Raw genomic sequence first — 25,789 nt, forward strand, 5'->3', positions numbered from 1 at the left:
CGCGCTGGCGGGAGGCGAAGGTTACGAGAAGACGACCGAGACGGTCATCCCGGCGCGCTTCAGCCCCACCAGGGTTGCGGCAAGCTCATGCGCCCCGCCGATTGCTCCATAACCGCGCCCAAGGAGAACAAGGTCCCCTCGTCGAACGGCCGGCCAATCAACTGCAGGCCGAGCGGCAACCCCTCGGCCGAAAGCCCGGCAGGCGCCACAAGGCCCGGCAGGCCGGCCATGTTCACGGTGACGGTGAAGACGTCGTTGAGATACATTTCGACCGGATCGGCCGAGCCCTTCTCGCCGATGCCGAACGCCGCCGAAGGCGTCGCGGGCGTCAGGATCGCGTCAACGCCATCGGCGAAGACGGTCTCGAAGTCGCGCTTGATCAGCGTTCGGATTTTCTGGGCGCGCACGTAATAGGCGTCGTAATAGCCGGCCGAAAGCACATAGGTTCCGATCATCACCCGCCGGCGAACCTCGGCGCCAAAGCCCGCCGCGCGCGTCTTCTCATAGAGCTCGGCGATGTCATTGCCGGGCTCGCGCAGGCCGTAGCGCACGCCGTCATAGCGGGCGAGATTGGACGAAGCCTCCGCCGGCGCGACAATATAATAGGCAGGCAGCGCATGGCGTGTGTTGGGCAACGAAATATCGACGATGTCGGCGCCGGCGGCGCGCAGCCATTCGACCCCCTGCCCCCAAAGTTTCTCGATCTCCGGGTTCATGCCGTCCAGACGATATTCCCTGGGCACGCCGATCTTGAACCCCTTGATCGAGCGGCCGATGGCGGCCTCGTAGTCAGGCACGGGCGCGTCGTAACAGGTCGAGTCCTTGGGATCATGGCCGGCCATCGAACGCAGCATGATCGCCGCGTCGCGCACATTGCGGGCGATCGGGCCGGCCTGATCGAGCGACGAGGCGAAGGCGACCATGCCGTAACGGGAGCAGCGGCCATAGGTCGGCTTGATGCCGCATGTGCCGGTGAACGCCGCCGGCTGGCGGATCGAGCCGCCGGTGTCGCTCGCCGTCGCCGCTAGGCACAGCCGCGCCGAAACAGCGGAAGCGGAACCGCCCGAAGAACCGCCAGGCACAAGCAGGCCGCGTTTGTCGGCGGCGAGCGCCGCCCGCCCCTGCGCCGCGCTCCAGTTGGGCGGCAGCCAGGGGGAGGCGACAGGTCCGTAATAAGAAGTCTCGTTCGACGAGCCCATCGCAAACTCATCCATATTAAGCTTGCCGAGCATCACTGCGCCGTCGCGCCAAAGCTGCGCCGTGACGGTCGATTCATAGGTTGGTTTAAAGCCATCGAGAACATGGCTGCAAGCCTGCGTATGGACGCCCTTTGTCGCGTAAAGATCCTTGACGCCGATCGGCAGACCTTCGAGCGCGCCCGCCTCTCCCTTGCCGATGCGCGCATCGCTCGCCCGCGCCATATCCAGCGCCTGATCCGGCGTCTCGACGATATAGGCGTTAAGCCCGCGCGCTCGCTCCATCGCGCCGAGGTAGGCTTGCGTCAGCTCAAGACTCGATAGTTTCCGGGCGACTAGCGCATCGCGCGCTTCAGCGAGCGTCAGGGCTGTGGGATCGGTCAATGCATCATCCGTCTATGGGAACGTGGGTTGCGAGCGGGCGATCCGCGCTTCATTCGATGACTTTGGGGACCAGGAAAAAATCGTCTTCGGCCAGCGGCGCATTGGCCAGAACAAGGCTCTCGATCTCGCCGTCGGTCACCACATCGGCGCGCAACGGCAGCTTCATCGGGATCACCGAGGTCATCGGCTCGACGCCTGCGACATCGACCGCGCCGAGCGCCTCGACGAAGGACAGAATGGCGTTGATCTCGCCCTCCAGATGAGGAACCTCCTCATCGGTCACGGCAATGCGCGCGAGATACGCAATGCGGCGGACAGTGGCCTGATCGACGGACATATTCGCTCCAAGGCTCGCCGGACCGGCGATCCCGGCCCCTATAGCATCGGGCGCTTTCGCGTTGCAACATATGGCGCCGGCTTGGAAAAGCGGTTTGGAGCAAGCGCGCCCGCCATGGTAGGGCGATGGCATGTCATCACACCCGATCCCGCTCGAAGCGCTTGCGGCGCTCTTGCCGCGCCGCGCAAGGCTGATCGGCGTCGATCTCGGCACAAAGACGATCGGCCTTGCGCTTTCCGATGTCGAACGCCGGATCGGAACGCCCCTTCTTACCATCGAGCGTAAGAAGTTCACGCTCGACGCGCAGCAATTGATCGCGGAGATCGCGCGGCACGAGGCCTTCGCGCTGATCGTCGGCCTGCCGCTCAATATGGACGGCAGCGAGGGCCCCAGGGTGCAGGCGACGCGGGCGTTCCTGCGCAACTTTAGCGGCCTGAACGCCACGCCCTTCGCCTTCTGGGACGAACGCCTGTCGACCGCCGCCGTCGAGCGCTCGCTGATCGCGAACGATGTCTCGCGCGCCAAACGCGCCGCCGTCGTCGACCAGATGGCGGCCGCTTATATCCTGCAGGGGGCGCTTGATCGTCTGGCTTCGATCGGCGCGCAAATATCGTCCAGCGATACCCCGATCTTATGACCTCACAGACAAGAATGGCCGTTCGTTGCAGGCGCCTCTAGTCGCGCTCCCGTGGGATCGATAGAGCCACGCGGGCGCCGCCGGAATATTCCAATTTGCCTGCCAGTTCGAGTTCCAGCAGCACGATCCGCACTTCTTTTATCGGCGCGTCGGCGGCCCGAACCAGTTCGTCGATGGAAATCGGCGAGGGGCTGAGCAACTCTAAGATGCGCGCGCGGACCGGAGCCGGCGCGTCGCGCGTGGCAAGATCGAGCGATGCCGAAGCCGCGTCGCCGACGGCCCTGGAGCGGATCGCCGGGCCGGGCTCGTCGTCGGGAATGTCCCGCTCGTCCCAAAGCGAACCGGTCGAGCTCGAAAACCCCTCGCGCAGAATCGAAAACGGATCGCGGGCGCGCACGGGGTCCAGCACATTCAAGACATCTTCCGCCCGCGCGCAAAGATTGGCGCCGTCGCGCAAGAGATCGTTGGTCCCCTCGGCCCGCGGATCGAGCGGCGAACCGGGAACCGCGAAAACCTCGCGGTTCTGCTCGGCGGCGAAACGGGCAGTGATGAGCGAGCCCGAGCCGCGAGCGGCTTCGACGATCACCGTTCCCAGCGCCATGCCCGACACGATCCGGTTGCGGCGCGGAAAGTCGCGGCCGCGCGGCTCCCATTCGATCGGCATTTCCGAGATGATGGCGCCGCCGGATTCGGCGATGCGGGCGATCAGCGGCGCGGCTTCCGCCGGATAGGGTCTCGCATGGCCGCCGGCGAGCACCGCGATCGTGCCGGTCTCCAGCGAGGCGAGATGGGCGCGCTGGTCGATGCCGCGCGCCAGACCCGACACGATGACGTAACCGGCCCGGCCAATCCCGCGCGCCAGGCGTTCGGTAAAGGTCAATCCGGCGCCCGACGCATTGCGCGAGCCGACGATCGCCACGGCGGGCTGTTGCAACGCCTCTTCGCGTCCGCGCAGCGCGATGATCGGCGGCGCGGAATCGATCTGGCGCAGAGCTGCGGGATAGTCGGGCTCGTCCAAAGCGATGAAACGCGCGCCGGCGTGGCGCGCCGCCGTCAGCTCCCGTTCGATTTCCTCCACTGTCGCGAGCCTGATCGGCTTGGCCGCGCCGCCGCGCCGCGCCATCTCAGGCAAGGCCTTGAGCGCGGCGCCCGCGCCGCCGCAATTGCGGATCAGCGCGCGGAACGTGCGAGGGCCGACATTCTCGCTGCGGATAAGGCGCAGCCAGTCGAAACGCTGGGCGTCGGTGAGCCGGATCGCCTTGGGCGCAACCGCCACTTTCAGCTCCCTTGCCCGATCCTCGTCTCGGTTCCATTCATCAGGCGGCCGATATTGGCGCTATGTTTGATCCAGAGCAGCAGGGCGAGAAGCGCAAAGACCAGCGCCGCGTCGGGACGCCCCACCCAGAAATAGAGCGTCAGCGGTGCCAGAACGCTTCCCGTCAGCGCCGCCGCCGAGGAATAGCGGGTGAGCGCGGCGACGGCGAGCCACGCCAGCGCGAAGACCAGGGCCGCTTGCCAGGCGATGCCAATCAGACAGCCAAGAAACGTCGCAACCCCCTTGCCGCCGCGAAAGGCGATCCAGACGGGATAGAGATGGCCGATGAAGGCGCCGATCGCGGCGAATAGCGCGACCGTGGCGCCAAAAAAACAATAGGCCAAGCCTACCGCCAACGTGCCCTTCAGCGCGTCGAGGACGAGCGTCGCAGCGGCCAGATCCTTGCGGCCGGTGCGCAGCACATTGGTCGCGCCGATATTGCCCGAACCGATGGTGCGCAGATCGGCCGTTCCGGCAAGACGCGTCAGCAACAGGCCGAACGGAATGGAGCCGCACCAATAGCCCAGGGCCAAACTAAAGAAATCGTCTGGCGAAAGGACGAACGGCATCGGTGGACCCCCGGGACTTGCAAGGAATTGGAGACAACCTATTCGTGCGCGACCTTGCCGGCAACAAGAGTCAATTTGACGCGACCCTCCATCCGCGCCGCGTCGAATGGCGTGTTGCGGCAGCGCGAATGCAGAGAAGCGGGGTCGAGAATATAGGGCTCTTCGGGATCGAAGCGAATGAGGTCGGCCGGAGCGCCCAAGGCAAGCCTGCCGCCGGGCAGCCCAAGGATTTCCGCCGGCCGCGTCGACATCGCGCGGAGCAATCGCGGCAGACTGAGCTGGCCGGACGAAACCAGCCGCAGGCTGGCCGAAAGCATGGTCTCGATACCGATCGCGCCCGCTTCCGCCTCGGCGAAAGGCAGGCGCTTGGTCTCGACATCCTGCGGGTCGTGATCGGAAACCACGACGTCGATGATCCCCTCCGCGAGCGCCTCGACCAGCGTCAGCCGCTCCTCTTCGGCGCGCAACGGCGGCGCGAGCTTGAGAAAGGTGCGGTAGTCGCCGACGTCGATTTCGTTCAGCGTCAGATGATTGATCGAAACGCCGCAGGTCACGCCAAGGCTGGCATGCTTGGCTTGTCGCATCGCCGCGACCGACAGCGCGTTGCTGACAAACACCGCGTGATAGCGCGCGCCTGTCAGCGCGATGAGCCGAAGGTCGCGGTCGAGGACGATCGTTTCCGCTTCGCGCGGGACGCCCGGCAGGCCGAGCCGGCTCGCCCGCTCGCCTTCGGTCATCACGCCTTCGCCGGCAAGGTCGCGATCTTCGCAATAATGCATGACGAGGGCGCCGAAATCCCGGGCGTAGGTCAGCGCGCGACGCATCACCTGGGCGTTGGCGATCGAGCGACGTCCGTCGGAAAAAGCGATCGCGCCGGCTTCCGCGAGCAGGCCGATCTCGGCGATCTCGCGCCCCTCCAGGCCCTTGGTCAAGGCGGCGCAGGGCAGAATGCGAACCTTGGCGGTATCGCGCGCGCGGCGCAAAATAAAGTCGACGACCGCCGGCTCGTCGACCGGCGGGCTGGTGTCGGGTCTCGCCAGAACCGTCGTCACGCCGCCCGCCGCCGCCGCCGCGCTGGCGGTGGCGATCGTCTCGCGGTGTTCGGCGCCCGGCTCGCCGATGAAGGCGCGCATATCAATCAGGCCCGGCGCGACGACATCGCCCGCGCAATCGATAATGCGGGCTTCCGCCGGCGTCGAATCCGCGGTGACCGAGCCCCCGAGCCCGGCGATGAGGCCGCCGATGACCAGAACGCCGCCATGGGTCTCCTGGCCAGAAGCCGGATCGACAAGGCGGGCGTTGATGAGGGCGCAGGGACGATTGTCGGTCACAAAGGCTCCGATAGCTTGCGCGAGGGACGAGCGCAACCGCCTCGGCTTTTCAAGCGAAATCGTTTTTGGAATTTGCTCCCGGCGCAAATCGCTTGACGACTTTCATCTTGTATAATATATTATACGCGTGATCGAAGTTCGACAAACCTCGACCTATTCGAAGTGGATTGCCGAACTCCGCGATCGACGGGCTGTTAATCGGATTGATATCAGAATTCGCCGGCTCTCTCTTGGCAATTCAGGCGACGTCAAGTCGGTCGGCGAGGGCGTTAGCGAGCTTCGCATCGATTACGGACCGGGCTATCGGGTTTATTTCGTCCAACGCGGCAAGGCCATCGTGATCCTGCTCTGCCGCGGCGATAAGCACACACAAGACCGCGACATCAAGACCGCGAAATCCATCGCAAGAGAACTCAAGGACGAAGGCAATGGCAATTGAGACCACAGTCTGGGATCCCGCCGATCGCCTGAAGACCCGTGAAGACGAACTTGCCTATCTTGAAGCCGCGTTCGAGGACGGCGACCCGGCCTTGATCGCGGCTGCGTTCGGCGACGTGGCTCGCGCGCGCGGCAAGTCCAAGGTTGCGCAAGATGCGGGCATTAGCCGCGACGCCCTTTATAAAACGTTCAAGCACAACGGAAACCCAACGCTGGCGTCTCTAACAAAAGTCGCGGCCGCGCTCGGTTATCGACTGACCATCGCAACGGCATAGTCCCTCGCGGATAAGCGCCGCCGGAACGCGCCGCGCCCGTTGTGTTGTGGCTCGATCAGAATTTTGATCGCCCGCCGCCGCATTCTTATGAGGCTCGCCGCATCTCAAAATGGTAAAGCTTGCTGACATCTTTTCTCCAGCCGTTTGAGCCTCCATGTCTCGCGCTCTCCTCGACCATGCCGCCGCCGAACTCGCCGCCATCCGCGACGCCGGGCTTTGGAAGCGCGAACGCGCGATTTCCTCAGCCCAGGGCGGCAGCGTTACGGTGGCGCAGGACGCGCCGCCCGGCGCCGGCGGCCATAATAGCGGCGGCGTCGAACTCCTTAATCTTTGCGCTAATAATTATCTCGGCCTCGCCGATCATCCGCGCCTGATCGCCGCCGCGAAAGCCGCGCTCGACAGTCACGGTTTCGGCATGGCTTCGGTGCGGTTCATTTGCGGCACGCAGGATCTTCATCTCGCCCTCGAACAGAAACTCGCCGCCTTTCTGCGCACCGACGATGCTATCCTTTTCTCCTCCTGTTTCGACGCCAATGGCGGCGTGTTCGAAGCGCTGCTCGGCGAGAAGGACGCGATCATCTCCGACGCGCTGAACCATGCCTCCATCATCGACGGCGTCCGGCTCTGCAAGGCGCGCCGGTTGCGCTACGCCAATAATGACATGGGCGAACTCGAAGCCCGGCTGATCGAAGCCAAGGACGCCCGTTCGCGCCTGATCGTCACCGACGGGGTGTTCTCGATGGACGGGATCATCGCCAACCTGCCCGCCATTTGCGACCTCGCCGAAAAACACGATGCTTTGGTGATGGTCGACGACAGCCATGCGGTCGGCTTTATCGGCGCGCGTGGCGCGGGGACGCCCGAGCGCTGCGGCGTCGAAGGACGCGTGCATCTGATCAGCGGAACTTTGGGCAAGGCTTTGGGCGGCGCCTCGGGCGGCTATATCGCGGGGCCCAAACCCTTCGTCGATCTGCTGCGCCAACGCGCGCGGCCTTATCTCTTCTCCAATGCGCTGGCGCCGTCGATCACCGCGGCGACGATCGAAGCGCTCGAACTTGTCGCGACATCCGCCGACCTGCGCGAAAATCTCGTCCGCAACGCCGCCCATTTCCGCAAGGGCCTCACCGCGGCGGGCTTCACGCTGACGCCGGGCGAGCATCCGATCATCCCCGTGATGATCGGGGAGGCGGCGGCGGCGGCGCGGCTGGCCGGCGCGTTGCAACAAAGAGGCGTCTATGTCACGGCCTTTTCCTATCCGGTCGTGCCGCATGGCAAGGCGCGGATCAGGACGCAGATGAACGCCGCCCATTCGCTCGCCGATCTCGACCGCGCCATCGCGGCTTTCGCATCGGCCGGCCGCGCCGTCGGCCTCATCCCCTGAAACCTCTGCTTATCGCCAGGATTATCGCGCCATGAAATCGTTGGTCAAAGCCAAGTCGGAACGCGGCCTGTGGCGGGAGGAGACGCCGCGCCCGGAATTTGGGCCGAACGATGTGCTGATTAAAGTGAGGAAGGCGGCGATCTGCGGCACCGACCTGCATATCTATAATTGGGACAAATGGGCGGCGCGCACCATTCCCGTGCCGATGGTGGTCGGCCATGAATATCTCGGCGTGATCGAAGCGGTCGGCCGCGACGTGACGGCGCTTAAGGTCGGCCAGCGCGTTTCGGGCGAAGGGCATATCGTTTGCGGCTTCTGCCGCAATTGCCGCGCGGGGCGCGGCCACCTCTGCCGCAACACTTTGGGCGTCGGCGTCAACCGGCCGGGCGCCTTCGCCGATTATGTCGCAATCCCCGCCTCCAACGCCTATCTCATCCCCGATTCCATCCCGGACGAAATCGCCGCCATTCTCGATCCGCTGGGCAACGCCGTCCACACGGCTTTGTCCTTCGATCTCGTCGGCGAGGATGTGCTGATCACCGGCGCCGGGCCGATCGGCCTGATGGCGATCGCGATCTGCCGCCATGTCGGCGCGCGCAATATCGTCATCACCGACGTCAACGATTATCGCCTCGCCTTGGCGAGGACGATGGGCGCGACGCGCGCGGTGCGCGCCGACCGCCAGACGCTGAAAGAAGTCATGGTCGAAATCGACATGCATGAGGGCTTCGACGTCGGCCTCGAAATGTCGGGCAACCCGAAAGCCCTGCGCGACATGATCGGCGCCATGAACAATGGCGGCAAGGTCGCCCTGCTCGGCATCCTCGCCGACGAGGCGGCGATCGACTGGAACGAAGTCATTTTCAAAGGCCTGACGCTGAAGGGCATCTATGGCCGCGAGATGTACGAGACCTGGTACAAGATGCTGGCGATGCTGCAGAGCGGACTCGACGTCTCGCCGGTGATCACCCATCGCCTGCCGATGGCGGAGTTCGAGACGGGCTTTGCGGCGCTGAATGCGGGGCAGGCGTGTAAGGTGGTGCTGGATTTTAACGCGTGAGACCGCTCTTTTGAGGAAGCAGAATGGAGCGTTGACGGCGTAATTTCCGCGCGCAGCGTGGGCCGCGCATCGTCGCTCGAATTCTTAGTCTTCTCGGACTCGACGACCTTGATAAACCCAACAGATGGGTTATATTAAGGAATGGTTGTCGTCCATCGCGCTCACGGCTTCCGGTTCGTCATTTACACCCTCGATCACGAACCGGCGCATGTCCACATTACCGGAGCGGGACAGGCGAAAATCAACCTGCTTGGACCGGATGGCGCGCCTGAAGTGGTGTCCAGCATCGGCATCAAGCGGTCTGACATGCGGCCCCTCATCGCGGAGACAATCGCGCGCCGCGACGATTTTTTGCAGGAATGGGAGCGTATCCATGGTCGACGCAACTGACGCGCAGATCAGAGCGGCCGAAGCGCGTGGTCGCAAGATTCTGGAAACAGAACCCAGAGCCGCGAGTGCGCGTTATGATCGGGCCGCAGATCGTGTCGTGGTCGATCTGGTCAACGGATGCGCCTATGCGTTCCCCCCACAGCTTGTGCAGGATCTGCATGGCGCAAGCCAGGACGATCTTGCGAATGTCGAGGTGGACGGGCTTGGGTTCAACCTGCATTGGCCCGCGCTTGACGTGGACCTCTACGTACCGGCGTTGGTGTCCGGCATCTTCGGGACCCGCGCCTGGATGACTCGGGCGTTGGCCCGCGCGGCCGGGCGCACGACTTCGCCAGCGAAGGCGGCGGCGGCTCGCTCGAACGGCGCGAAGGGCGGTCGTCCTCGTAAGAGCGTGAGCCGCTGATCACCCATTCGGCAAATGCTGCGCCAGCGCCTCCAGCACCGCCATGCGCACGGCGACCCCCATCTCGACCTGCTCCCGGATCAGCGATTGCGCGCCATCGGCCACCAGCGAGTCGATCTCGACGCCGCGGTTCATCGGGCCGGGATGCATCACCAAAGCATCGGGCTTGGCCCAGGCGAGCTTCTCCTCGTCGAGGCCGAAATAGCGGAAATATTCCTTGGTCGAGGGCACGAAGGCGCCGTTCATGCGCTCGCGCTGCAGGCGTAGCATCATCACGATATCGGCGCCCGCGAGGCCGGCGCGCATATCGCGAAAGACTTCGACGCCCATATTCTCGATGCCCGGCGGCAGCAGGGTCGAGGGGCCGACGACGCGCACGCGCGCGCCCAAAGCGCCGAGCAGCAGGATATTCGAGCGCGCGACGCGCGAATGCAGGATGTCGCCGCAGATGGCGACGACCAGTCCTTCGATGCGCCCCTTGTTGCGGCGAATGGTCAGCGCGTCGAGCAGGGCCTGGGTCGGATGCTCGTGGGCGCCGTCGCCCGCATTGATGACGGAGCAGTCGACCTTGCGGGCGAGCAGATGGACAGCGCCCGCCTGATGATGGCGCACGACGATAATGTCGGGCCGCATCGCATTGAGCGTCGCCGCCGTGTCGATCAGCGTCTCGCCTTTTTTGACGCTGGAATTGGCGGTCGACATGTTCATCACATCGGCGCCGAGCCGCTTGCCGGCCAGTTCGAACGAGGATTGCGTCCGGGTGGAGGCTTCGAAGAATAGATTGATCTGCGTGCGCCCGCGCAAGGTCGTGCGCTTCTTCTCGACCTGCCGGGAAATCTCGACGGCGGAATCGGCCAGATCGAGCAAAGCGACGATCTCCAAAGGCGAAAGACCTTCGATGCCGAGCAGATGGCGTTGCGCGAAAATCGGCTTTTGAAGCGTTGCTTGCATCAAGAGGAGAGCCTATATGCCCTGGACCGTGATCGGGCAAGACAGGGCGCGCCCGAGTTCCGCCCTTGATGACCGCGCTTTCCCCACCATTTGACACGCGGCCCGCCCTCCACCATTTTCCGCGCCCTGTTCGGCATGGCCGAGTCAAAGCATTTTCGCGGTCGCCAGCTCTTTTAAGGCTGGCGTCATCCGCGCTCGAGGACAATTTCGCATGAAGGTTGTGATCGTCGAATCGCCGTCTAAGGCCAAGACAATCAATAAATATCTGGGCAAGGACTATGACGTCTACGCCTCGTTCGGCCATGTCCGCGATCTGCCGCCCAAGGACGGCTCGGTCGATCCGGAGAACGATTTCGCCATGCTTTGGGAGGTCGACGGCAAGTCGTCCAAGCGCCTTTCCGAGATCGCCGCCGCGGTCAAGGACGCCGACCGCGTCATTCTGGCGACCGACCCGGATCGCGAAGGCGAGGCCATTTCCTGGCACATCTACGAGATCCTGAAAGGCAAACGCGTTCTCAAGGACAAGCGCGTCGACCGCGTGGTCTTCAACGCGGTGACCAAGGAAGCCGTCCTCGACGCGATGCGCCATCCCCGCGAGATCGACGCCGCTTTGGTCGACGCCTATCTCGCCCGCCGCGCGCTCGATTATCTCGTCGGCTTCAATCTGTCGCCGGTGTTGTGGCGCAAACTGCCCGGCGCCCGCTCGGCGGGCCGCGTGCAATCGGTGGCGCTGCGCATCGTCTGCGACCGCGAGCTGGAGATCGAGAAATTCGTCAAACGCGAGTATTGGTCGCTCGTCGCCCACCTGAAGACAGCGGCCGACGCGCCCTTCACCGCGCGGCTGGTCGGCGCCGACGGCAAGAAGATCAACCGGCTCGACATCGGGTCCGGGAAAGAGGCCGAGGATTTCAAAGCGGCGCTCGACGCCGCCAAATTCTCGGTGGTCGAGGTCGAATCAAAACCCGCCAAGCGGCACCCCTATCCGCCTTTCACTACATCGACCCTGCAGCAGGAAGCCTCGCGCAAACTCGGTCTCGCGCCGGCGCGCACGATGCAGATCGCGCAACGTCTTTATGAAGGCGTCGATCTTGGCGACGGGCCGGCCGGACTCATTACCTATATGCGCACCGACGGCGTCGACCTTGCGCCAGAGGCGATCGCAGGCGCGCGCCAGGTGATCGGCAAGGATTTCGGCGACAAATATGTTCCGGCGGCGCCGCGCAAATACACGGTCAAAGCCAAGAATGCGCAAGAGGCGCATGAGGCCATCCGCCCGACCGACCTCACCCGCCGGCCGCGCGAAGTCGCGCGCCATCTGGAAGGCGATCAGGCTAAGCTTTACGAATTGATCTGGACGCGAACGATCGCCAGCCAGATGGAGAGCGCCGAACTGGAGCGCACCAGTGTCGACATTCTGGCCGCCGCCGGCGCGCGGCGCCTGGATTTCCGCGCCACCGGACAGGTCGTGCGCTTCGACGGGTTCCTCGCGCTCTATCAGGAGGGGCGCGACGACGAGGAGGACGAAGATTCCAGCCGCTTGCCCCCGATGGCGGCGGGCGAGGCGCTCGCCAAGGAGCGCATCGAGGCGTCGCAGCATTTCACCGAACCGCCGCCGCGCTATACCGAGGCGACGCTCGTCAAACGCATGGAGGAACTGAGCATCGGCCGGCCTTCGACCTATGCCTCCACGCTCGCGGTGCTGCGGGATCGCGATTATGTGCGGCTTGAGAAAAAGCGCCTGTTTCCCGAAGATAAAGGGCGGCTCGTGACCGCTTTCCTGGAATCCTTCTTCACTAGATATGTCGGCTATGATTTCACCGCCGATCTGGAAGAGAAGCTCGACAAAGTCTCCAACAGCGAAATCGACTGGAAGGATCTGCTGCGCGATTTTTGGCGCGACTTCTCCATCGCGATCGGCGGCACCAAGGATCTGCGCACCACGCAGGTGCTCGACAGCCTCAACGAATTGCTCGGCCCGCATATTTTCCCCGCGCGCGAGGATGGCGGCGATCCGCGCCTTTGTCCGCTTTGCAACAAGGGGCAATTGTCGTTGAAACTCGGCAAGTTTGGCGCTTTCATCGGCTGTTCGAATTATCCCGAATGCAAATTCACGCGCGTCCTGTCGCCGACCGGACAGGACCAGGCTAAACTCGTCGAAGGCGAGCGCCCCGGCGTGCGCGCGCTCGGCCAGGACCCCGCGACGGGCGAGGAAATCACGCTGCGCAGCGGGCGCTTTGGCGATTATGTGCAGCAGGGCGAAGGAGAAAAACCCAAGCGCTGTTCTCTGCCGAAAGGGTTGGCGCCGGCCGATGTGACTCTAGAGCAGGCGCTCGCTCTGTTGTCGCTGCCGCGTGAAGTCGCGCGTCATCCCACCAGCGGCGAACCGATCCTGGCCGGCATCGGGCGCTACGGCGCCTATGTCCAGCATGCGAAGACTTACGCCAATCTCGGCAAGGACGAAGACGTGCTGGCGATCGGCGGCAATCGCGCGATCGACCTCATCGTCGCCAAAGAGAGCGGCGCCGGCGGGCGGCGTTTTGGCGCGGGATCGGGCCGCGCGCTGGGCGACCACCCGACCCTGGGCGGCGCCGTCAGTGTGAAGGAAGGGCGCTTTGGCGCCTATGTCAATCATGGCAAGATCAACGCGACCTTGCCCAAGGGGACCGATACAACGACGCTGACGCTCGACGACGCCGTCGCCGCACTCGCAGCGAAAGCGGCGGGAGGCGGGGTCGGCGGCGGGCGCCTGCTCGGCGAACATCCCAAAGGCGGCCCGATCTCGGTCCGGCCCGGACGGTTCGGCGCCTATGTCAATTGGGGCAAGGTCAATGCGACGATCCCGAAATCCGTCTCGCCCGACGACATTTCGCTGGGTGAAGCCATCGACCTGATCGAGGAGCGCGAGGGCCGTCCCTCCGGCGCACGCGGGAAGCCGGCCCGCAAGGCGCCGGCCAAGGCGGGCGCGACAAAGAAGGCCGCGGCCAAGAGCGATCCGCCCTTCAAGCCGGACGCCAGGGCCAAATCCACACCTTCGGCCGCCAAGCCCTCCGCCACGACGAAACCCAAGGCGAAGCCTATCAAAAAGCCGGCGGCGAAAGCCAAGCGCAAGGCGTGAGCAAGGCGTGGCGAGCGGGCGCGTCCGCTTCCGGGCCGCTTGAATATGACGCCGGCTTGGTGCAACTTTAGATGGGCGGACGGCGTTAAAGGTGCGTAATTCCTGAGAATTGTCCGCATGCAGGGAGTCGCGTTTCATGCCGCATCCGGGAACTGCAAGGCCGGAAGTCCTGGCCAAGCGCGCATCCGAATCGGCCTATAGCCGCTGGGCGCCGATCTATGACCTGATCTTCGATCTGCCGTTTCACCCCGGCCGACTGGCGGCCGCGGCGGCGGCGGCTCAGGCGGCGCCCAACGAGGGCGAGGTTCTGGTCGTCGGAGTCGGCACCGGGCTCGAACTCGGCCTGTTGCCCAAGAATCTGCGCATCACCGGCATCGATCTCAGCGCGCCGATGTTGAAATTGGCGCGCGAGCGCGTCGCCAAAGAGGCCCTCGGGCAGGTCAAAGCGCTCCATATCATGGACGCCGGCGCGCTCGACTTTCCGGACCAGCGGTTCGATGTCGCTCTCGCGCCCTATGTGATGAGCGTCGTCCCGGCCCCCGCCCGTGTGCTCGACGAGATGTGGCGCGTTTTGCGGCCGGGCGGCCAGATGGTCCTGATGAACCATTTCTCCGCCGAGCGCGGTTTGCGGGCGAGGACCGAGGCGGCGCTTGAAAAATCCGCCGGCTGGCTGGGCTGGCATCCGCAATTCCCCTATGCGGCGGTCGGCGACTGGATCGCCGCGCGCAAGGACGCTTCCATTCTGGAGCGCCGCGCGGTTGCGCCGTTCCGGCTGTTTACGCTGCTGCGCGTGCAAAAGGCGACGGGCGGGGCGTGAACGAGCGTTCACGCTGCGATTTCCAATGGGCGAAGCCGTTCAACGATATCGCCGACTTCGTTAAACGCCATTCCGATTTCATAGCGACTCTGCAGGTTCATCCAGAACTCGGGGGTTGTGCCGAGCACGCGAGCAAGCCTTATTGCGGTATCGCCAGTGATGCCGAGCTTCTCACTGGCGATGCGCTCGATACGGGTGCGCGGGACTCCGCAGGATTTGGCGAGCGCGCCAGCCGACAAATGAAGCGGCTTGAGGTATTCCTCACGCAACATCTCGCCGGGGTGCATGGGCGGCAGGGTCGCAACAATCTCAACGTTCTCGGGCATAGGCGCCCTCCTCTCGAAGTCTAGTCGCTCAGTGATAGTCAACGATCTCGACATTATCCGGGCCGGCAGGGGTCCAAATGAAGCAGATGCGGTATTGATCATTGATGCGAATGGCGTGCTGGCCATCGCGGTCCGCCCTCAATGGGTGAAGCTTATTGCCAGGAGGGCTGGCGAGATCTTCCAGTCTATTGGCTGCGTTGACCGCTTCAAGCTTTCGGCGCGCGACCTTGAACGCTTCTGTCGGAAAGCCCTTCGGACACTTCCCCTTGAAAACCAGTTCGGTCGTCATATCTTTGAAACGTAGGATCATCGCCGTCTCTTCTTCATTCTTGTATCGCAAAGAGATACGGAGAGCAAGAGGAATGTATCAATTAGAGATACAAAATTCGATGATCAGACTTGCCGCTGGGGCCACGCTGATTTTTCCGCAAAGAGCCGCAATACTTGGATCGGCCTTTGCTGGCGTGCGGCGCATCTCGTTCCGCGCCATGAAATGATGCGGGAAAGCAGAACGCCGGCTGACCGGCGGCGCTTGTGCGCACGAAGCTGCGCCATGATATATATGCGGGGCCGTGCATTTGCCCGCCCCGAAACTCACCCATAATTTCCAAAGAAAGACCCATTGTCTAAAAGAATAAAAACCGCGCGCCCTGTTCGCGCGAAAACAACACGCGCGCAAAACCCGGCAGGCGCCCTGCCCTCGCGCGACCAGCTTCTCGCCTATATCGGCGGCGAAGCGGCGCCAGGCGGCGTCAAGCCGCCAGCGCGCATCACCAAGCGAGAGATCGCGCGCGCCTTCGGCGTCCAGAACAACGATAAGGCCGATCTGAAACTGCTCATCAAAGATCTCGAGGCCGATGGCGCGATCAAGCGCGGCCGCAAGACGTTGCAGCGGCAAGGCCGACTGCCCGCCCTTGTCCTCGCCGATATTGTCGAGCGCGACCGCGACGGCGAACTGATCGCCAAACCCGTCGAATGGGACGAGGACGGCGACGCGCCGCGCATCCTTGTTCACCGGGCGCGCGGCAAGCGCGAAGGCGGGTTAGCGCCAGGGCTCGGCGCACGGGTGCTGGTGCGCGTCGAATTCGACGCCGAGGCTTCGCCGCGCGATCCCGCCTATAGCGGCCGCGTCGTCAAAATTGTCGATAAAGCCAAGGCGCGCATGCTCGGCGTTTACCGCGAATTGGAGGGCGGCGGCGGTCGCGCCTTGCCCGTTGAAAAACGCGGCGCGGCGCGCGAAATCTTCGTGCCGGCCGGCATGTCCGGCGGGGCGGCCGAGGGCGACCTTGTCGCGCTGGAAACGTTGCGCGAAGGACGCTTCGGCCTGCCGACCGCGCGCGTCGTCGAGCGGCTCGGCTCGGTCAAATCAGAAAAGGCGATCAGCCTTATCGCCATTACAACGCATGGCATTCCCAATGTCTTCTCCGCCGCGACGCTTCACGAAGCGGAGGCGGCGCGGCCGGCCGGCATGGATCATCGCGAGGACTGGCGCGCCCTGCCCCTCGTCACCATCGATCCGCCTGATGCGAAAGACCATGACGACGCGGTTTACGCAGCGCCCGATACAGAAGCCGACAATCCCGGCGGCTTCGTCCTTACGGTCGCCATAGCCGACGTCGCCCTTTACGTGCGGCCCGGTTCATCGCTCGACAAGGAGGCGCTTGAGCGCGGCAATTCGGTCTATTTCCCCGATCGCGTCGTCCCGATGCTGCCTGAGCCCATCTCCAACGATCTCTGCTCGCTGCGTCCCGATGAAGACCGGCCGGCGCTTGCCGTACGCATGGTCATCGGCGCGGACGGTCGCAAGCGCAAACATTCGTTTCATCGCATCATGATGCGATCGCACGCCAAACTCAGCTATGAGCAAGCGCAGCGCGCGATCGACGGCGCGCCGGACGATACGACGGCGCCGCTGCTTGAGGCCACGCTGAAGCCTCTTTACGCAGCCTATGCCGCGATGAAGATCGAGCGCGAACAGCGCAGCCCGCTCGATCTCGACCTGCCCGAACGTAAGCTCGTCCTCAATTCCGATGGCTCGCTCAAGGGCGTTCGCTGGCCCGAGCGGCTCGACGCGCATCGCCTGATCGAAGAATTCATGATCCTCGCCAATGTCGCGGCGGCCGAATCCCTAGAGACGGCGAAAGCGCATTTGATCTATCGCGCGCATGATGCGCCGAGCGTCGAAAAGTTGAACGACCTCAGCGAATTTCTCGGCAGCATCGGCGTCAAATTCGCCAGGGGCGAGCGGGTGCGTCCCGCCCAGTTCAACGGCATTCTAGCCCGCGTGAAGGGCGACCCGTCAGAGCAGCTCGTCAACGAAGTCGTGCTGCGCTCGCAGGCGCAGGCCGAATACACCAATGAGAATTATGGCCATTTCGGCTTGAACTTGCGGCGCTACGCGCATTTCACCTCGCCCATCCGACGCTACGCCGATCTCATCGTCCACCGCGCGCTGATCCGCGCCTTGAACCTGGGGCCGGGCGGCCAGCCCGACATGCGCCTCAACGATCTCGCCGACATCGCCCAACGCATTTCGGGCGCCGAGCGGCGCGCCATGGCGGCCGAGCGCGAAACCGCCGACCGTCTCATCGCCGCGCATATGAGCGAGCAGATTGGCGCGCGCTTCGAGGCGCGGATTGCCGGCGTCACGCGCGTCGGCCTGTTCGTGCGCCTGGCGCAGACGGGGGCGGACGGCTTCATTCCAGCCGCGACTTTGGGCGCCGATTATTTTCGCTTCGATGAAACCTCGCGCTCGCTTGTCGGTGCGCGCACCGGCGAGACGTTTCGTCTTGGCGACAAAGTCGAGGTGAAACTTGTCGAGGCCGCGCCTTTCGCCGGCGCGCTGCGCTTTGAAATGCTCTCGGAGGGCGGGGCGAGAAAAGCGGCGCATAGAAATTCCACGCGCGAGAATACCCCCCTTTCGAAGCGTGAAGCGGGCAAACGACCGCGACCGAAGAATGGAGCAAGGCGATGACGCAGACGGCCTATCCGATCGCGAACGATAGCGGCGCCAAGCGCGAACTCGGGACCGCCGTGCGGCGCGGATTCATGGAACGCTGCCCCAATTGCGGCAAGGGACGCCTGTTTCGCGCCTATCTGAAAGTTGTCGATTCCTGCCCTGTCTGCGGCGAAGATCTGCATTACCAGCGCGCCGACGATGCGCCGCCCTATATTACGATGCTCGTCGTCGGCCATATCGTCGTCGCTGGCGTGCTGGCGGCGGAGGAGGCCTGGCCGAAGTCGCCGATGTGGCTCGGCGCGATCATCTGGATCTGGCTCACTTTCGTTCTGTCGCTGCTGTTGCTGCCGCGCGTCAAAGGCGCGCTGGTCGGCTACCAATGGGCGTTGCGCATGCATGGGTTCGGCGGCCCCGAGAAGGACGCGCCGTGAGCAGCCCGATCCCGTCCGAATTGGCGCAGGCGTTACAGACCGAGGCGCGCTCGCGCAATTCGCCCAATGTGCGGCCGCGCGACGCGGCGACCTTGATCTTGATCGATCGTTCGAGCGCAGCGCCGCGCGTGCTGCTGGGGCGGCGCCATGCCGGGCACAAATTCATGCCGGGCAAATTTGTTTTCCCGGGCGGCCGCATTGAGCCCAGCGACCGGCAAATGAGCATTGCGGGGCCGCTCGACGCCATCGTCGAGGAAAAGCTGAATGCGCGCACCAAGCGCCCTTCCCCGGCCTTCGCCCGCGCGCTGGCCTTGGCCGCGATCCGTGAAACCTTCGAGGAGACCGGCCTCGCCTTGGGCGTCACCGATCATGGCGCGCCGCCCAGCGCGCCCGAAGGCGCCTGGGCGCGCTTTGCCGCCACCGGCGTCTTTCCCGCGCTCGACAGCCTTGATTTCATCGCGCGGGCGATCACGCCGCCGCGTCGGCCCAAGCGCTTCGACACCAGGTTTTTTGTCGCCGACGCCGCGCTGATCGCCCATCGCACGCCCGACATCATCAACCCTGAGGCCGAACTCGTCGAGCTTGTCTGGACGCCGCTTGAAGAAGCAGCGAAGCTCGACCTGCCGACCATCACGCGCGTCGTTCTGGCCGAGCTGGCGGCCGCGACGCAGGCGGGGATGAGCCGTTTTCGCGCCCGTCCTTTTTATCATGAGCGCCATAAGAAATGGCTGCGCGAAGAGCTTTAGATCAAGCGGCGCGCAGCGGCGGCGCAAGGCGGCCCGCCAAGGCGATCAGCGCAAGATGATAACCCTTCGCCGTCTGCTTCGAGCGCTGGTAACGCGACATCACGATATCGAGAAGCTCGACCAGAATTTGCCCGTCGGCGTCGGCCAAATCGTCGAGATCGAGCGGGCATTCATCGAGCGCTTCGACCAAATCCCAGCGCAAGGCGTCGTATTTGGCCATGTCGCCCAAGATTAGGGCCCGCCATGTGCGCGCGTGCAGCCGGGCGAGCTTGCGTGGCGTTGGCCCTGGTCCCAAATGAGCCTGGTAGGCTTCGACAAGCCGGTCGAAAATGACCGGCTCCGACCATTCGAGAAAACCTGAAAGACCAAGAGCGGCGTCGGCATTCATCATGTGAAGCATCTCACGAGTCATCGCGAACGCTTGACGAATCACGCTACTGGTCAATTTGTAACCTTGCGCGCGAAGGTTACTCAAGTGTTAACGCGCTCTTGTCGCAAATATTTAGCGACGGCAATTCTATCGGCGACCGCATAGGCGAGCGAGGAACGCGAGCGATCCCGCGCCCGCCGCGGACGGAGCGACGAGGAAGCGACATTGTGGACATTACGTTTCTGAAAATGGGAATTCATGCTAGTGTTACCGCCTCTATTTCGAAAACACTTGCGCATGGAGAAGCCGTTTGATTGACCCGTCCCGTCCGCAAGAAAGCTTGATCGTCCGATCAAGGCGCATGGTCCGCGCAAACGCCGCCGCGTCGGCCGCAAGACGGGCGCGGCGAGGCGCGTAGACCCGCCTTGCGCCCCAAAAATGCGTTTGGGAAGCCAAAGCAGGCTCAAGTCATTGATATCGCCCGTTTCGCGGATAGAAATGATGTTCCGGCAGAGCAAAAATCAAGGACTTAGCGAGGGTTTTGCAGGGTCTTTCGAGGGCCCGAGCTATTCCCCGGCTATTCCATCATCGGTTCCGACGCCCTCCCGCGCCGAGGACCTGCGCGCGACGGGCGTTGGCCGATTCCGCCCAAACTCATGTCCCGCGCCAGGACGCGGATTTGTCGCCCCCACCGAGCAGCGCTTTTATTCACAGGCGCGCCCGCAACCTCGACAAATTGTGATCGATGAGAAATCGGCGCTCTCAACGAACCAACCCTCTTAAAACGGGATTATGGCCCAATTTTCCAGGCCCAAATGGCGAAGCCTAAAATACGTCGACGCGCTGATGCTCAATTCTGAACAATCGCTGTTCAAATCAGCTTCTTCCGGGATCAAATGCGGCGTGCGCTTAATTGAAAACCAAGCCCATTTTTCCCCTAAGATCGCTGGCGACAGCGTCGCCAGCGCAACAGAGGCTGTTGAGTCGCAATGCCGCTTTACACCTACGTCGTGACCTACAATGGCAAAACCGCAGTCCATCAGGAACGCAGAAACAATTTCAAGGAATCGATCGGCCAAATCGCCTGTTCATTGTTCCCGCGGTTCGAACTCAGGGAATCCGATTTACTGAGCGTTCTCATGCGGTCACAGCCGCTTCCCGTCCCCAATGCAAAGCGAGTGTGGCGGCTATCGCTGTCGGGCGCGGAAGCGGACTTTGAGATGCACGTCGTCGAAACGCGAGAATAGGTTCTAGATTCCTTAAAAACGCGCGCGATTTGCGAAAAACCGGCATCCACTTTTTCGCCGCGCGCTCTGGGCGTCCGGCGGCTCCGCTCAGTTGGTGAGGTCGATCGCCAGTTCACGCCGCAAGAACGCGACGCCGCGCGGCGTGACGTCGACGACGCGCTCGCCCGGACGCCGGCGCAGATAATTCTTATCGAACAGCGCGCGCGCGAACGCCGCGCCGAAATGGCCGCCCAGATGATGTCGCCGCTCCGTCCAGTCGAGGCAGAGACGCAACAGCGGGCGCCTGCTCCCCGCCGGGGCCGGAAGATCGAAATCGTTTCTTTTGCGCCATTCCAGCCCTGCGGGGCTGAAGGCGGGTCCGTCGGCGCCGAACACCAGCCAGCCTTGCGCAATCATGCGATCGAACAAGGCGACGCCGAGCCGTCCGGCGAGGTGGTCATAGCAGAGGCGCGCCTGGCATAGAGCGGGATCGAGACGGCGGCGCCGGGGCTGCCGGTCGGCCCAATTGGCAAGCCCTTCGATCATCTCGGCGACCTCGCCCGAGGGGATGCTGAAGAAGCGATGGCGACCCTGGCGCTCGACTTTGAGCAAGCCGCCATCGACGAGTTGCGCCAGATGGGCGCTCGCGCCTTGCGGCGAGGCGCCGGCCAGAAAGGCGAGTTCGCCCGCCGGCCGCCGGCTGCCATCCGTAAGGCAAAGCAGAATGGCCGCGCGCACGGGATCGCCGAGGAGGGCCCCCAAAGCCGCGAGCGAAGGCGGTTCGGCCTCGCCGGGCTTCTGCGCCGCTGTCGGTTGCCTATCCTGCATGACCAGACAGTCGCACAAGCGATCCGCCAACGCTAAAGAATTGCGTGAAACATCCGGCGGCCTCAGCGACGACACTCGGGGGACCGAGAGAACAAGCCGCCATGCCCAATACCGCCGCGTCGCCCGACACGATCCAGCGCTCACATCGGGCGGCAAAGGGTCGGCTTTTGTTGATCGTCTCGGCGATCGCCTTCAGCACCGCGGGTTTCTTCGCCCGCAAAGCGCCGGTCGATCTCTGGGCCATGACGTTCTGGCGCAATCTGTTCGGCTGCGCGGCGCTTCTGCCCGTCATCCTCGCTGCAAAGGGCGGCGCGTCGTGGCGCTCTGTCCTTCGCCTCGGGCGATGGGGATGGGCGGCCATCGCCGCGTCGTCCTTCGCCACCCTCTGCTTCCTCGCCGCCTTTGCGCATACTTCAGTCGCCAATGTCTCGATCATCTACGCGACGGCGCCCCTCACGACCGCGCTGATCGCCTGGCTCTGGCTTGGCGAGAAGGCGACGCTCACAACCCTTTGCGCCGCCGCCCTCGCGCTGTTTGGCGTCGTCCTCACGGTCGCGGGTTCGCTGGACGGCGGCAAGCTGCTCGGCGACGGGCTCGCGCTGATGATGGCGATTTCCCTGTCGCTGATGACGGTGATCGCCCGTCGCCATGGGCGGCTGCCGGCATTGCCGACGGCATTTATCGCCTCCCTTGTCGCGGCGTTGGCGGTCTTGCCGCTCGGTTGGGCTTCGGGCGCGAGTTTTGTCATTTCGTGGCAGGCGACGGCATGGCTGGCGGGCTTCGGAGTCGTGACCATGGCGCTGGCGCTGCCCTGCTACCTCTCAGGCGCCGCCCGTGTCGCCGCCGGGCAGGCCATGCTGATCAGCGCGCTGGAAATGCCGCTGGCGCCGTTCTGGGTATGGCTCGCCTTCGCCGAGGTCCCGTCGCGCGCATCCCTGATCGGCGGCGCCATCGTCGCGCTCGCCATTGTCTGGCAATTGGGAGGGGAATCTTGAGTTGGCCTCTTCATTCCCATGGAGCTTCAACGCTGTCGTGGTCCGATCTTGCCCCGTCAGCGCCACATGATCGGCGGAGTTCTCTTTTACTGGGAGAGGGCAAGGGGCAAACGAGAGGAGAAGCGAAATGACGCAACACGCGCTTTACGTCCAGCTCGAAGCCAAGCCTGGCAAGGAGCAAGAAGTCGCCGCCTTTCTAGCCAGCGCCCGGCCAATGGTCGAACAAGAGCCTGATACGACAGCTTGGTTCGCGATCAGGATGGGGCCCAGGACTTTCGGCATTTTTGACGCTTTCACCAACGAGCGCGGCCGCGAGGCGCATCTGCAGGGCAAGGTCGCCAAGCAATTGATGGCCCGGGCGCCGCAACTCTTCGTCAACGAGCCGGAAATCCAGCGGATCGACGTCATCGCCGACAAGCTGCCACACTGACGGGACCTCGAATCGACGGCCCTTCGTCCACAACGCGCAAATAGCGCGTTTGAGGCTCCAATCGCGGCGATGGCGCAGGCGAAATCCGCGCCATCGCCATATGGGAGCCCCTGATCGCCGGCCTGCAAAATTGTGGCGCGGGACGGGGAGCGGAGCGTTCATGCGCTTCAAACGTCGATTTTCTTGACTTCCCGCTTTCCCCGACTATGTTGCCGCCCAATCGTCGCTGGCGGCTTGCCTCTGGCGGCTGCTTTCAATTTCCCGCGCGCCCTTGGCGCCGCGTCAAAACGGACAAGAGACCATGGCCAAGGCCGCCTCCATCAAGATCAAGCTGCTGTCGAGCGCCGACACTGGCTTCTTTTACGTGACCAAGAAGAACGCCCGCACCAAGACGGAAAAGTTCACCTTCACCAAATATGACCCGATCGCGCGCAAGCACGTCGAGTTCAAGGAGACCAAGATCAAGTGAACCCTGGCGCTTCGCGCCTGGTAGCCGCTTGAACGAACGAGGCGCTCGCTTGAGCGCCTTTTTCTTTGACTATTGCGCCTCTGGAATCGGGTCGGCGGGATCGGCCCGCGTCGAGCCGCTCTTGCCGGGACGCTCGATGCGGTCGCTGCGCGGCTGCTTTGGCGCGGGCGACCACGGCCGATCTTCGAGCAAGCTGCGGTCGCTCGCGAGCATGAAGCCTGCGCCGTCCCAGACAAGCCCCAGAGCGCCTGTCTGCGCCAGACGCCGTTCGTCGAAAACCTCGGCCGCTTTGCATCCAGCGGGCGCGGTCAGCGCACTGACGATGATATCCGCGCGTCCGCAATCCTCCTCGAAGGCCATTCGATCCTCGACAAGGGCAAGCGATCGGCCCTCGGGCAGCGCGCCGACGCAGCCGAATCGGTCGCAGGGGGATTGCTGATCGCGCGCATCCGCCGCTTCACGTCCATCGCCGTCCGCCGACAGCCATTGCTCGGCGGCGAAGGCGTTGAAGCGTTTGCCGATGATGGCGAGGCGCCCCTCCGCATCGCGCAAAGCCGCCTGTTCGCCGCCTGGCGCGATGATGATGTCATAGCGCGGGCCGCTCACAGCGCCGATCATTCCGATCAGCGCGAAGGGAATGGCGGTGGCGCGCAAGAGCCAGCTACGCCAGATCAGCGCCGACACCACCGCAAGGCTTAGAAAGGGCAGCGCGTAAGGGGCGAAGGCGCGCACATGCAGCGTCGAGCCCGGCGCATCGGCGATATGGCGCGCGACCCATAGGATGAATTTGATGCCGGCGCCGACATAAAGCCAGACGGGCGCGTCGAGGCCGAGCGGATAGAGCGCCGTCCCGATCAGCGCGCCGGGCACCGCGAAGAATTCGATCACGGTCAAAGTGAGCGGATTGCCGATCAGCACATAGGGGCTGAGATCATGGAAATGGTAGGCCATGAACGACGCGGTCGCCGTCGTTGCACAAAGGGTCGCGACGATGAGGCCGACCGGCTTGTCGATGACATGAAGCATGAGCGGACCGCGCTTTGGCGCGCGCGGACTGGGGATGAACGGATCGCCCGCTTTCTCAAGGCGCGCCAGACGCGCTTCGAGAACCGCAACGAGCGCGCCGACGGCGGCGAAAGAGAGCTGAAAGCTCACGCCCAGGATCGCCTCGGGCTCCAACGCGACAACGCCGAGCACGGCCAAGCCCAGATTGCGCATGGTCAAGGCGCGACGGTCGACGATGACAGCGCCAAGCACAATCAAGGTCATGATCAGCGCGCGCTCGGTCCCCACGCGCGATCCCGTGCAGACATCGTAGGCGACAGCCCCGAGAATAGCGATCGCCGCCGCCCACTTCTTGATGGGATAACGCAGCGCGAGGGTCGGCGACAACGCCAGGAGCCGCCGCGTCGTCCAGAAGAAAATGCCTGCGACCAGCGTCATCTGCACGCCCGATATCGTGATGATATGGAAAATGCCGGCTTCGCGGATGAGGTCCTTGGCGTCATTGGAGAGGAAGTCGCGCTTGCCGGTCACCATCGCGGCGGCAATCGCGCCCTCGTCGCCGCCGATGATCGCATCGACGCGCGCCGCCAGCGCGTTGCGAGCGCGATCGATCGCGGCGCCAAAACGCAAAGTCAGCGAGGCGTTGCCAGGCGGCGGGATGGCGACAACGGCCCCCAGCGTCGAGCCGACGGCGCCGATGCCGGCGAAATAAGCGTCGCGCGCAAAATCATAGCCGCCTGGCAATGAGGCATGAGAAGGCGGCAACAGGCGAGCCGTCAAAGCGACATAATCGCCCGCCGCGACATCGGGCGCCTTGCGCGTGGTGACGCGCACCCGGCGCGGCGCGGCGCCGGCGGGCATATCGCCGGAATCCTCCACTCGCAGGATGAGCCGCGCCCCGACGCGGCGCATGTCGATCTCCTCGACGAAGCCCTTCAGCTTGACGATGCGGATATGGTCGAGCACCGGCGCGGCGACGCGGGCCGTGCGCAGGCCCGTCGACAGAAAGCCGGCGCAAAGCGCGCAGGCGCCGACAAGCATGACGAATGGCAGGCGCCGGCGGCGCGCCGCAAAAGCCAGGCCGCCGGTCAGCAACGCAAGCAACGCCGGCAGCCACAACGCGGGCTCGCGATCAGCCGCCATGTTGAGGCTAACGCCCGCCATAGCCGCGACGGGGATCCACAGAAAGAGCCGGCGCTCCTCGATCTCCCTGGCAAGCGCGGCGGAGAACAATGCGCGCCAATTCGGCGCCCAAGCGACCGCGCGCGCGACGCCGGTCGCCGCGCCCGCCAAAACGCCGGTCTGTCCCCCAATTTTCATGCGCCTTAGCCCTTTGGCGCCGCGCTTCCCATATGATACAGCGGCGCGCAGAGCTGGCTAGAGGCCAGTGAGAGCGAACCGCCGC

The 25,789-nt window shown here is 64.2% G+C and carries 28 protein-coding genes; 16 read left to right on the top strand and 12 right to left on the bottom strand.

Annotated features, from left to right (window positions below; all coding sequences use genetic code 11):
- Positions 1-59 precede the first annotated feature (59 nt).
- Both gatA and gatC read right to left on the bottom strand, forming a co-directional pair.
- Positions 60-1,580, bottom strand: coding sequence for an Asp-tRNA(Asn)/Glu-tRNA(Gln) amidotransferase subunit GatA (gatA, locus tag GSQ90_RS03865; protein ID WP_158813490.1), 1,521 nt, complete (start codon positions 1,578-1,580; stop codon positions 60-62).
- Between the two features lie 49 nt (positions 1,581-1,629).
- The gene (gene gatC, locus GSQ90_RS03870) at positions 1,630-1,917 is read right to left on the bottom strand and encodes an Asp-tRNA(Asn)/Glu-tRNA(Gln) amidotransferase subunit GatC (RefSeq protein WP_158813491.1); all 288 of its coding nucleotides are present in this window, start codon (positions 1,915-1,917) and stop codon (positions 1,630-1,632) included.
- 130 nt (positions 1,918-2,047) lie between these two features.
- Here gatC and ruvX point away from each other — a divergent pair, with 130 nt between their 5' ends.
- The gene (gene ruvX / locus GSQ90_RS03875) at positions 2,048-2,554 is read left to right on the top strand and encodes a Holliday junction resolvase RuvX (protein WP_158813492.1); all 507 of its coding nucleotides are present in this window, start codon (positions 2,048-2,050) and stop codon (positions 2,552-2,554) included.
- Between the two features lie 37 nt (positions 2,555-2,591).
- On the opposite strand, the gene dprA is transcribed toward ruvX, so the two are convergent.
- Genes dprA through GSQ90_RS03890 form a run of 3 tightly spaced genes read right to left on the bottom strand, consistent with a single transcriptional unit; the run spans position 2,592 to position 5,769 of the window.
- A complete protein-coding gene (gene dprA, locus GSQ90_RS03880) occupies positions 2,592-3,830 on the bottom strand; it encodes a DNA-processing protein DprA (protein ID WP_246731394.1) in 1,239 nt (412 codons plus the stop codon).
- Positions 3,831-3,832: 2 nt separating this feature from the next.
- Positions 3,833-4,438: a glycerol-3-phosphate 1-O-acyltransferase PlsY gene (plsY, locus tag GSQ90_RS03885; RefSeq protein WP_158813493.1), complete on the bottom strand. Its 606-nt coding sequence runs from the start codon at positions 4,436-4,438 to the stop codon at positions 3,833-3,835.
- 38 nt (positions 4,439-4,476) lie between these two features.
- Positions 4,477-5,769 carry a dihydroorotase gene (locus GSQ90_RS03890; RefSeq protein WP_158813494.1) on the bottom strand — a complete coding sequence of 431 codons (1,293 nt, stop codon included), beginning with the start codon at positions 5,767-5,769 and terminating at the stop codon, positions 4,477-4,479.
- 127 nt (positions 5,770-5,896) lie between these two features.
- Here GSQ90_RS03890 and GSQ90_RS03895 point away from each other — a divergent pair, with 127 nt between their 5' ends.
- The 6 genes from GSQ90_RS03895 to GSQ90_RS03920 all read left to right on the top strand — a co-directional run bounded on the left by GSQ90_RS03895 (position 5,897) and on the right by GSQ90_RS03920 (position 9,716).
- A complete protein-coding gene (locus tag GSQ90_RS03895) occupies positions 5,897-6,208 on the top strand; it encodes a type II toxin-antitoxin system RelE/ParE family toxin (RefSeq protein WP_158813495.1) in 312 nt (103 codons plus the stop codon).
- Positions 6,198-6,482 carry an addiction module antidote protein gene (locus tag GSQ90_RS03900; RefSeq protein WP_158813496.1) on the top strand — a complete coding sequence of 95 codons (285 nt, stop codon included), beginning with the start codon at positions 6,198-6,200 and terminating at the stop codon, positions 6,480-6,482. Before GSQ90_RS03895 ends, GSQ90_RS03900 begins: the two co-directional genes overlap by 11 nt.
- A gap of 154 nt (positions 6,483-6,636) precedes the next feature.
- Positions 6,637-7,863, top strand: a complete 1,227-nt coding sequence (locus tag GSQ90_RS03905) for a glycine C-acetyltransferase (protein ID WP_158813497.1) — start codon at positions 6,637-6,639, stop codon at positions 7,861-7,863.
- A gap of 31 nt (positions 7,864-7,894) precedes the next feature.
- Positions 7,895-8,923: an L-threonine 3-dehydrogenase gene (gene tdh / locus GSQ90_RS03910; protein WP_158813498.1), complete on the top strand. Its 1,029-nt coding sequence runs from the start codon at positions 7,895-7,897 to the stop codon at positions 8,921-8,923.
- A 141-nt stretch (positions 8,924-9,064) separates the two neighbouring features.
- Positions 9,065-9,313 (top strand): DUF4160 domain-containing protein, encoded by a 249-nt coding sequence (locus GSQ90_RS03915; RefSeq protein WP_158813499.1) that lies wholly within the window; start codon positions 9,065-9,067, stop codon positions 9,311-9,313.
- Complete coding sequence (locus GSQ90_RS03920) at positions 9,297-9,716, top strand: DUF2442 domain-containing protein (protein WP_158813500.1); 420 nt, start codon at positions 9,297-9,299, stop codon at positions 9,714-9,716. Before GSQ90_RS03915 ends, GSQ90_RS03920 begins: the two co-directional genes overlap by 17 nt.
- Here the strand turns inward: GSQ90_RS03920 and GSQ90_RS03925 are convergent, their stop codons facing one another.
- Complete coding sequence (locus tag GSQ90_RS03925) at positions 9,717-10,667, bottom strand: aspartate carbamoyltransferase catalytic subunit (protein ID WP_158813501.1); 951 nt, start codon at positions 10,665-10,667, stop codon at positions 9,717-9,719.
- A gap of 211 nt (positions 10,668-10,878) precedes the next feature.
- Between GSQ90_RS03925 and topA the strand changes: the two genes are divergently transcribed.
- Positions 10,879-13,782 carry a type I DNA topoisomerase gene (topA, locus tag GSQ90_RS03930; protein ID WP_158813502.1) on the top strand — a complete coding sequence of 968 codons (2,904 nt, stop codon included), beginning with the start codon at positions 10,879-10,881 and terminating at the stop codon, positions 13,780-13,782.
- A gap of 136 nt (positions 13,783-13,918) precedes the next feature.
- On the top strand, positions 13,919-14,599 hold the full coding sequence (locus GSQ90_RS03935) for a class I SAM-dependent methyltransferase (protein WP_158813503.1): 681 nt from the start codon (positions 13,919-13,921) through the stop codon (positions 14,597-14,599).
- An 8-nt stretch (positions 14,600-14,607) separates the two neighbouring features.
- Here GSQ90_RS03935 and GSQ90_RS03940 read toward each other — a convergent pair whose 3' ends face one another.
- Positions 14,608-14,925 (bottom strand): HigA family addiction module antitoxin, encoded by a 318-nt coding sequence (locus GSQ90_RS03940; protein WP_158813504.1) that lies wholly within the window; start codon positions 14,923-14,925, stop codon positions 14,608-14,610.
- A 28-nt stretch (positions 14,926-14,953) separates the two neighbouring features.
- Positions 14,954-15,235: a type II toxin-antitoxin system RelE/ParE family toxin gene (locus GSQ90_RS03945; protein WP_158813505.1), complete on the bottom strand. Its 282-nt coding sequence runs from the start codon at positions 15,233-15,235 to the stop codon at positions 14,954-14,956.
- Positions 15,236-15,287: 52 nt separating this feature from the next.
- Here GSQ90_RS03945 and GSQ90_RS32655 point away from each other — a divergent pair, with 52 nt between their 5' ends.
- From GSQ90_RS32655 to GSQ90_RS03960, 4 genes are all read left to right on the top strand, one after another.
- A complete protein-coding gene (locus GSQ90_RS32655) occupies positions 15,288-15,422 on the top strand; it encodes a hypothetical protein (RefSeq protein WP_256366583.1) in 135 nt (44 codons plus the stop codon).
- A gap of 125 nt (positions 15,423-15,547) precedes the next feature.
- Positions 15,548-17,899, top strand: coding sequence for a ribonuclease R (gene rnr, locus GSQ90_RS03950; RefSeq protein WP_371418326.1), 2,352 nt, complete (start codon positions 15,548-15,550; stop codon positions 17,897-17,899).
- Positions 17,896-18,315, top strand: coding sequence for a DUF983 domain-containing protein (locus tag GSQ90_RS03955; RefSeq protein WP_158813506.1), 420 nt, complete (start codon positions 17,896-17,898; stop codon positions 18,313-18,315). The genes rnr and GSQ90_RS03955 overlap by 4 nt, the downstream gene beginning before the upstream one ends.
- The gene (locus GSQ90_RS03960) at positions 18,312-19,061 is read left to right on the top strand and encodes an NUDIX hydrolase (protein ID WP_246731395.1); all 750 of its coding nucleotides are present in this window, start codon (positions 18,312-18,314) and stop codon (positions 19,059-19,061) included. Before GSQ90_RS03955 ends, GSQ90_RS03960 begins: the two co-directional genes overlap by 4 nt.
- 1 nt (position 19,062) lies before the next feature.
- Here the strand turns inward: GSQ90_RS03960 and GSQ90_RS03965 are convergent, their stop codons facing one another.
- The 3 genes from GSQ90_RS03965 to GSQ90_RS03975 form a co-directional block, all read right to left on the bottom strand.
- Positions 19,063-19,452, bottom strand: coding sequence for a hypothetical protein (locus tag GSQ90_RS03965; RefSeq protein ID WP_158813508.1), 390 nt, complete (start codon positions 19,450-19,452; stop codon positions 19,063-19,065).
- Positions 19,453-20,210: 758 nt separating this feature from the next.
- A complete protein-coding gene (locus tag GSQ90_RS03970; protein ID WP_158813509.1) occupies positions 20,211-20,510 on the bottom strand; it encodes a hypothetical protein in 300 nt (99 codons plus the stop codon).
- A gap of 255 nt (positions 20,511-20,765) precedes the next feature.
- A complete protein-coding gene (locus GSQ90_RS03975) occupies positions 20,766-21,485 on the bottom strand; it encodes a helix-turn-helix transcriptional regulator (RefSeq protein WP_158813510.1) in 720 nt (239 codons plus the stop codon).
- Positions 21,486-21,586: 101 nt separating this feature from the next.
- Between GSQ90_RS03975 and GSQ90_RS03980 the strand changes: the two genes are divergently transcribed.
- The 3 genes from GSQ90_RS03980 to rpmG all read left to right on the top strand — a co-directional run bounded on the left by GSQ90_RS03980 (position 21,587) and on the right by rpmG (position 23,379).
- Positions 21,587-22,480 carry a DMT family transporter gene (locus tag GSQ90_RS03980; RefSeq protein WP_158813511.1) on the top strand — a complete coding sequence of 298 codons (894 nt, stop codon included), beginning with the start codon at positions 21,587-21,589 and terminating at the stop codon, positions 22,478-22,480.
- A 127-nt stretch (positions 22,481-22,607) separates the two neighbouring features.
- Positions 22,608-22,910 carry a putative quinol monooxygenase gene (locus GSQ90_RS03985; RefSeq protein ID WP_158813512.1) on the top strand — a complete coding sequence of 101 codons (303 nt, stop codon included), beginning with the start codon at positions 22,608-22,610 and terminating at the stop codon, positions 22,908-22,910.
- A gap of 301 nt (positions 22,911-23,211) precedes the next feature.
- A complete protein-coding gene (gene rpmG, locus GSQ90_RS03990; protein ID WP_158813513.1) occupies positions 23,212-23,379 on the top strand; it encodes a 50S ribosomal protein L33 in 168 nt (55 codons plus the stop codon).
- 69 nt (positions 23,380-23,448) lie between these two features.
- On the opposite strand, the gene GSQ90_RS03995 is transcribed toward rpmG, so the two are convergent.
- Positions 23,449-25,704, bottom strand: coding sequence for a ComEC/Rec2 family competence protein (locus GSQ90_RS03995; RefSeq protein WP_158813514.1), 2,256 nt, complete (start codon positions 25,702-25,704; stop codon positions 23,449-23,451).
- Between the last annotated feature and the right edge of the window lie 85 nt (positions 25,705-25,789).

It is taken from the genome of Methylocapsa sp. S129 (assembly GCF_009765995.1).
GTDB lineage: Bacteria > Pseudomonadota > Alphaproteobacteria > Rhizobiales > Beijerinckiaceae > Roseiarcus.

Coding starts and splice junctions, on each gene's coding strand:
- gatC (WP_158813491.1), bottom strand. CDS start 1,917: ATGTCCGTCGATCAGGCCACTGTCCGCCGCATTGCGTATCTCGCGCGC.
- ruvX (WP_158813492.1), top strand. CDS start 2,048: ATGTCATCACACCCGATCCCGCTCGAAGCGCTTGCGGCGCTCTTGCCG.
- plsY (WP_158813493.1), bottom strand. CDS start 4,438: ATGCCGTTCGTCCTTTCGCCAGACGATTTCTTTAGTTTGGCCCTGGGC.
- GSQ90_RS03900 (WP_158813496.1), top strand. CDS start 6,198: ATGGCAATTGAGACCACAGTCTGGGATCCCGCCGATCGCCTGAAGACC.
- GSQ90_RS03905 (WP_158813497.1), top strand. CDS start 6,637: ATGTCTCGCGCTCTCCTCGACCATGCCGCCGCCGAACTCGCCGCCATC.
- tdh (WP_158813498.1), top strand. CDS start 7,895: ATGAAATCGTTGGTCAAAGCCAAGTCGGAACGCGGCCTGTGGCGGGAG.
- GSQ90_RS03915 (WP_158813499.1), top strand. CDS start 9,065: ATGGTTGTCGTCCATCGCGCTCACGGCTTCCGGTTCGTCATTTACACC.
- GSQ90_RS03920 (WP_158813500.1), top strand. CDS start 9,297: ATGGTCGACGCAACTGACGCGCAGATCAGAGCGGCCGAAGCGCGTGGT.
- GSQ90_RS03925 (WP_158813501.1), bottom strand. CDS start 10,667: ATGCAAGCAACGCTTCAAAAGCCGATTTTCGCGCAACGCCATCTGCTC.
- topA (WP_158813502.1), top strand. CDS start 10,879: ATGAAGGTTGTGATCGTCGAATCGCCGTCTAAGGCCAAGACAATCAAT.
- GSQ90_RS03935 (WP_158813503.1), top strand. CDS start 13,919: ATGCCGCATCCGGGAACTGCAAGGCCGGAAGTCCTGGCCAAGCGCGCA.
- GSQ90_RS03940 (WP_158813504.1), bottom strand. CDS start 14,925: ATGCCCGAGAACGTTGAGATTGTTGCGACCCTGCCGCCCATGCACCCC.
- GSQ90_RS03945 (WP_158813505.1), bottom strand. CDS start 15,235: ATGATCCTACGTTTCAAAGATATGACGACCGAACTGGTTTTCAAGGGG.
- GSQ90_RS32655 (WP_256366583.1), top strand. CDS start 15,288: ATGTATCAATTAGAGATACAAAATTCGATGATCAGACTTGCCGCTGGG.
- GSQ90_RS03955 (WP_158813506.1), top strand. CDS start 17,896: ATGACGCAGACGGCCTATCCGATCGCGAACGATAGCGGCGCCAAGCGC.
- GSQ90_RS03965 (WP_158813508.1), bottom strand. CDS start 19,452: ATGATGAATGCCGACGCCGCTCTTGGTCTTTCAGGTTTTCTCGAATGG.
- GSQ90_RS03975 (WP_158813510.1), bottom strand. CDS start 21,485: ATGCAGGATAGGCAACCGACAGCGGCGCAGAAGCCCGGCGAGGCCGAA.
- GSQ90_RS03980 (WP_158813511.1), top strand. CDS start 21,587: ATGCCCAATACCGCCGCGTCGCCCGACACGATCCAGCGCTCACATCGG.
- GSQ90_RS03985 (WP_158813512.1), top strand. CDS start 22,608: ATGACGCAACACGCGCTTTACGTCCAGCTCGAAGCCAAGCCTGGCAAG.
- rpmG (WP_158813513.1), top strand. CDS start 23,212: ATGGCCAAGGCCGCCTCCATCAAGATCAAGCTGCTGTCGAGCGCCGAC.
- GSQ90_RS03995 (WP_158813514.1), bottom strand. CDS start 25,704: ATGAAAATTGGGGGACAGACCGGCGTTTTGGCGGGCGCGGCGACCGGC.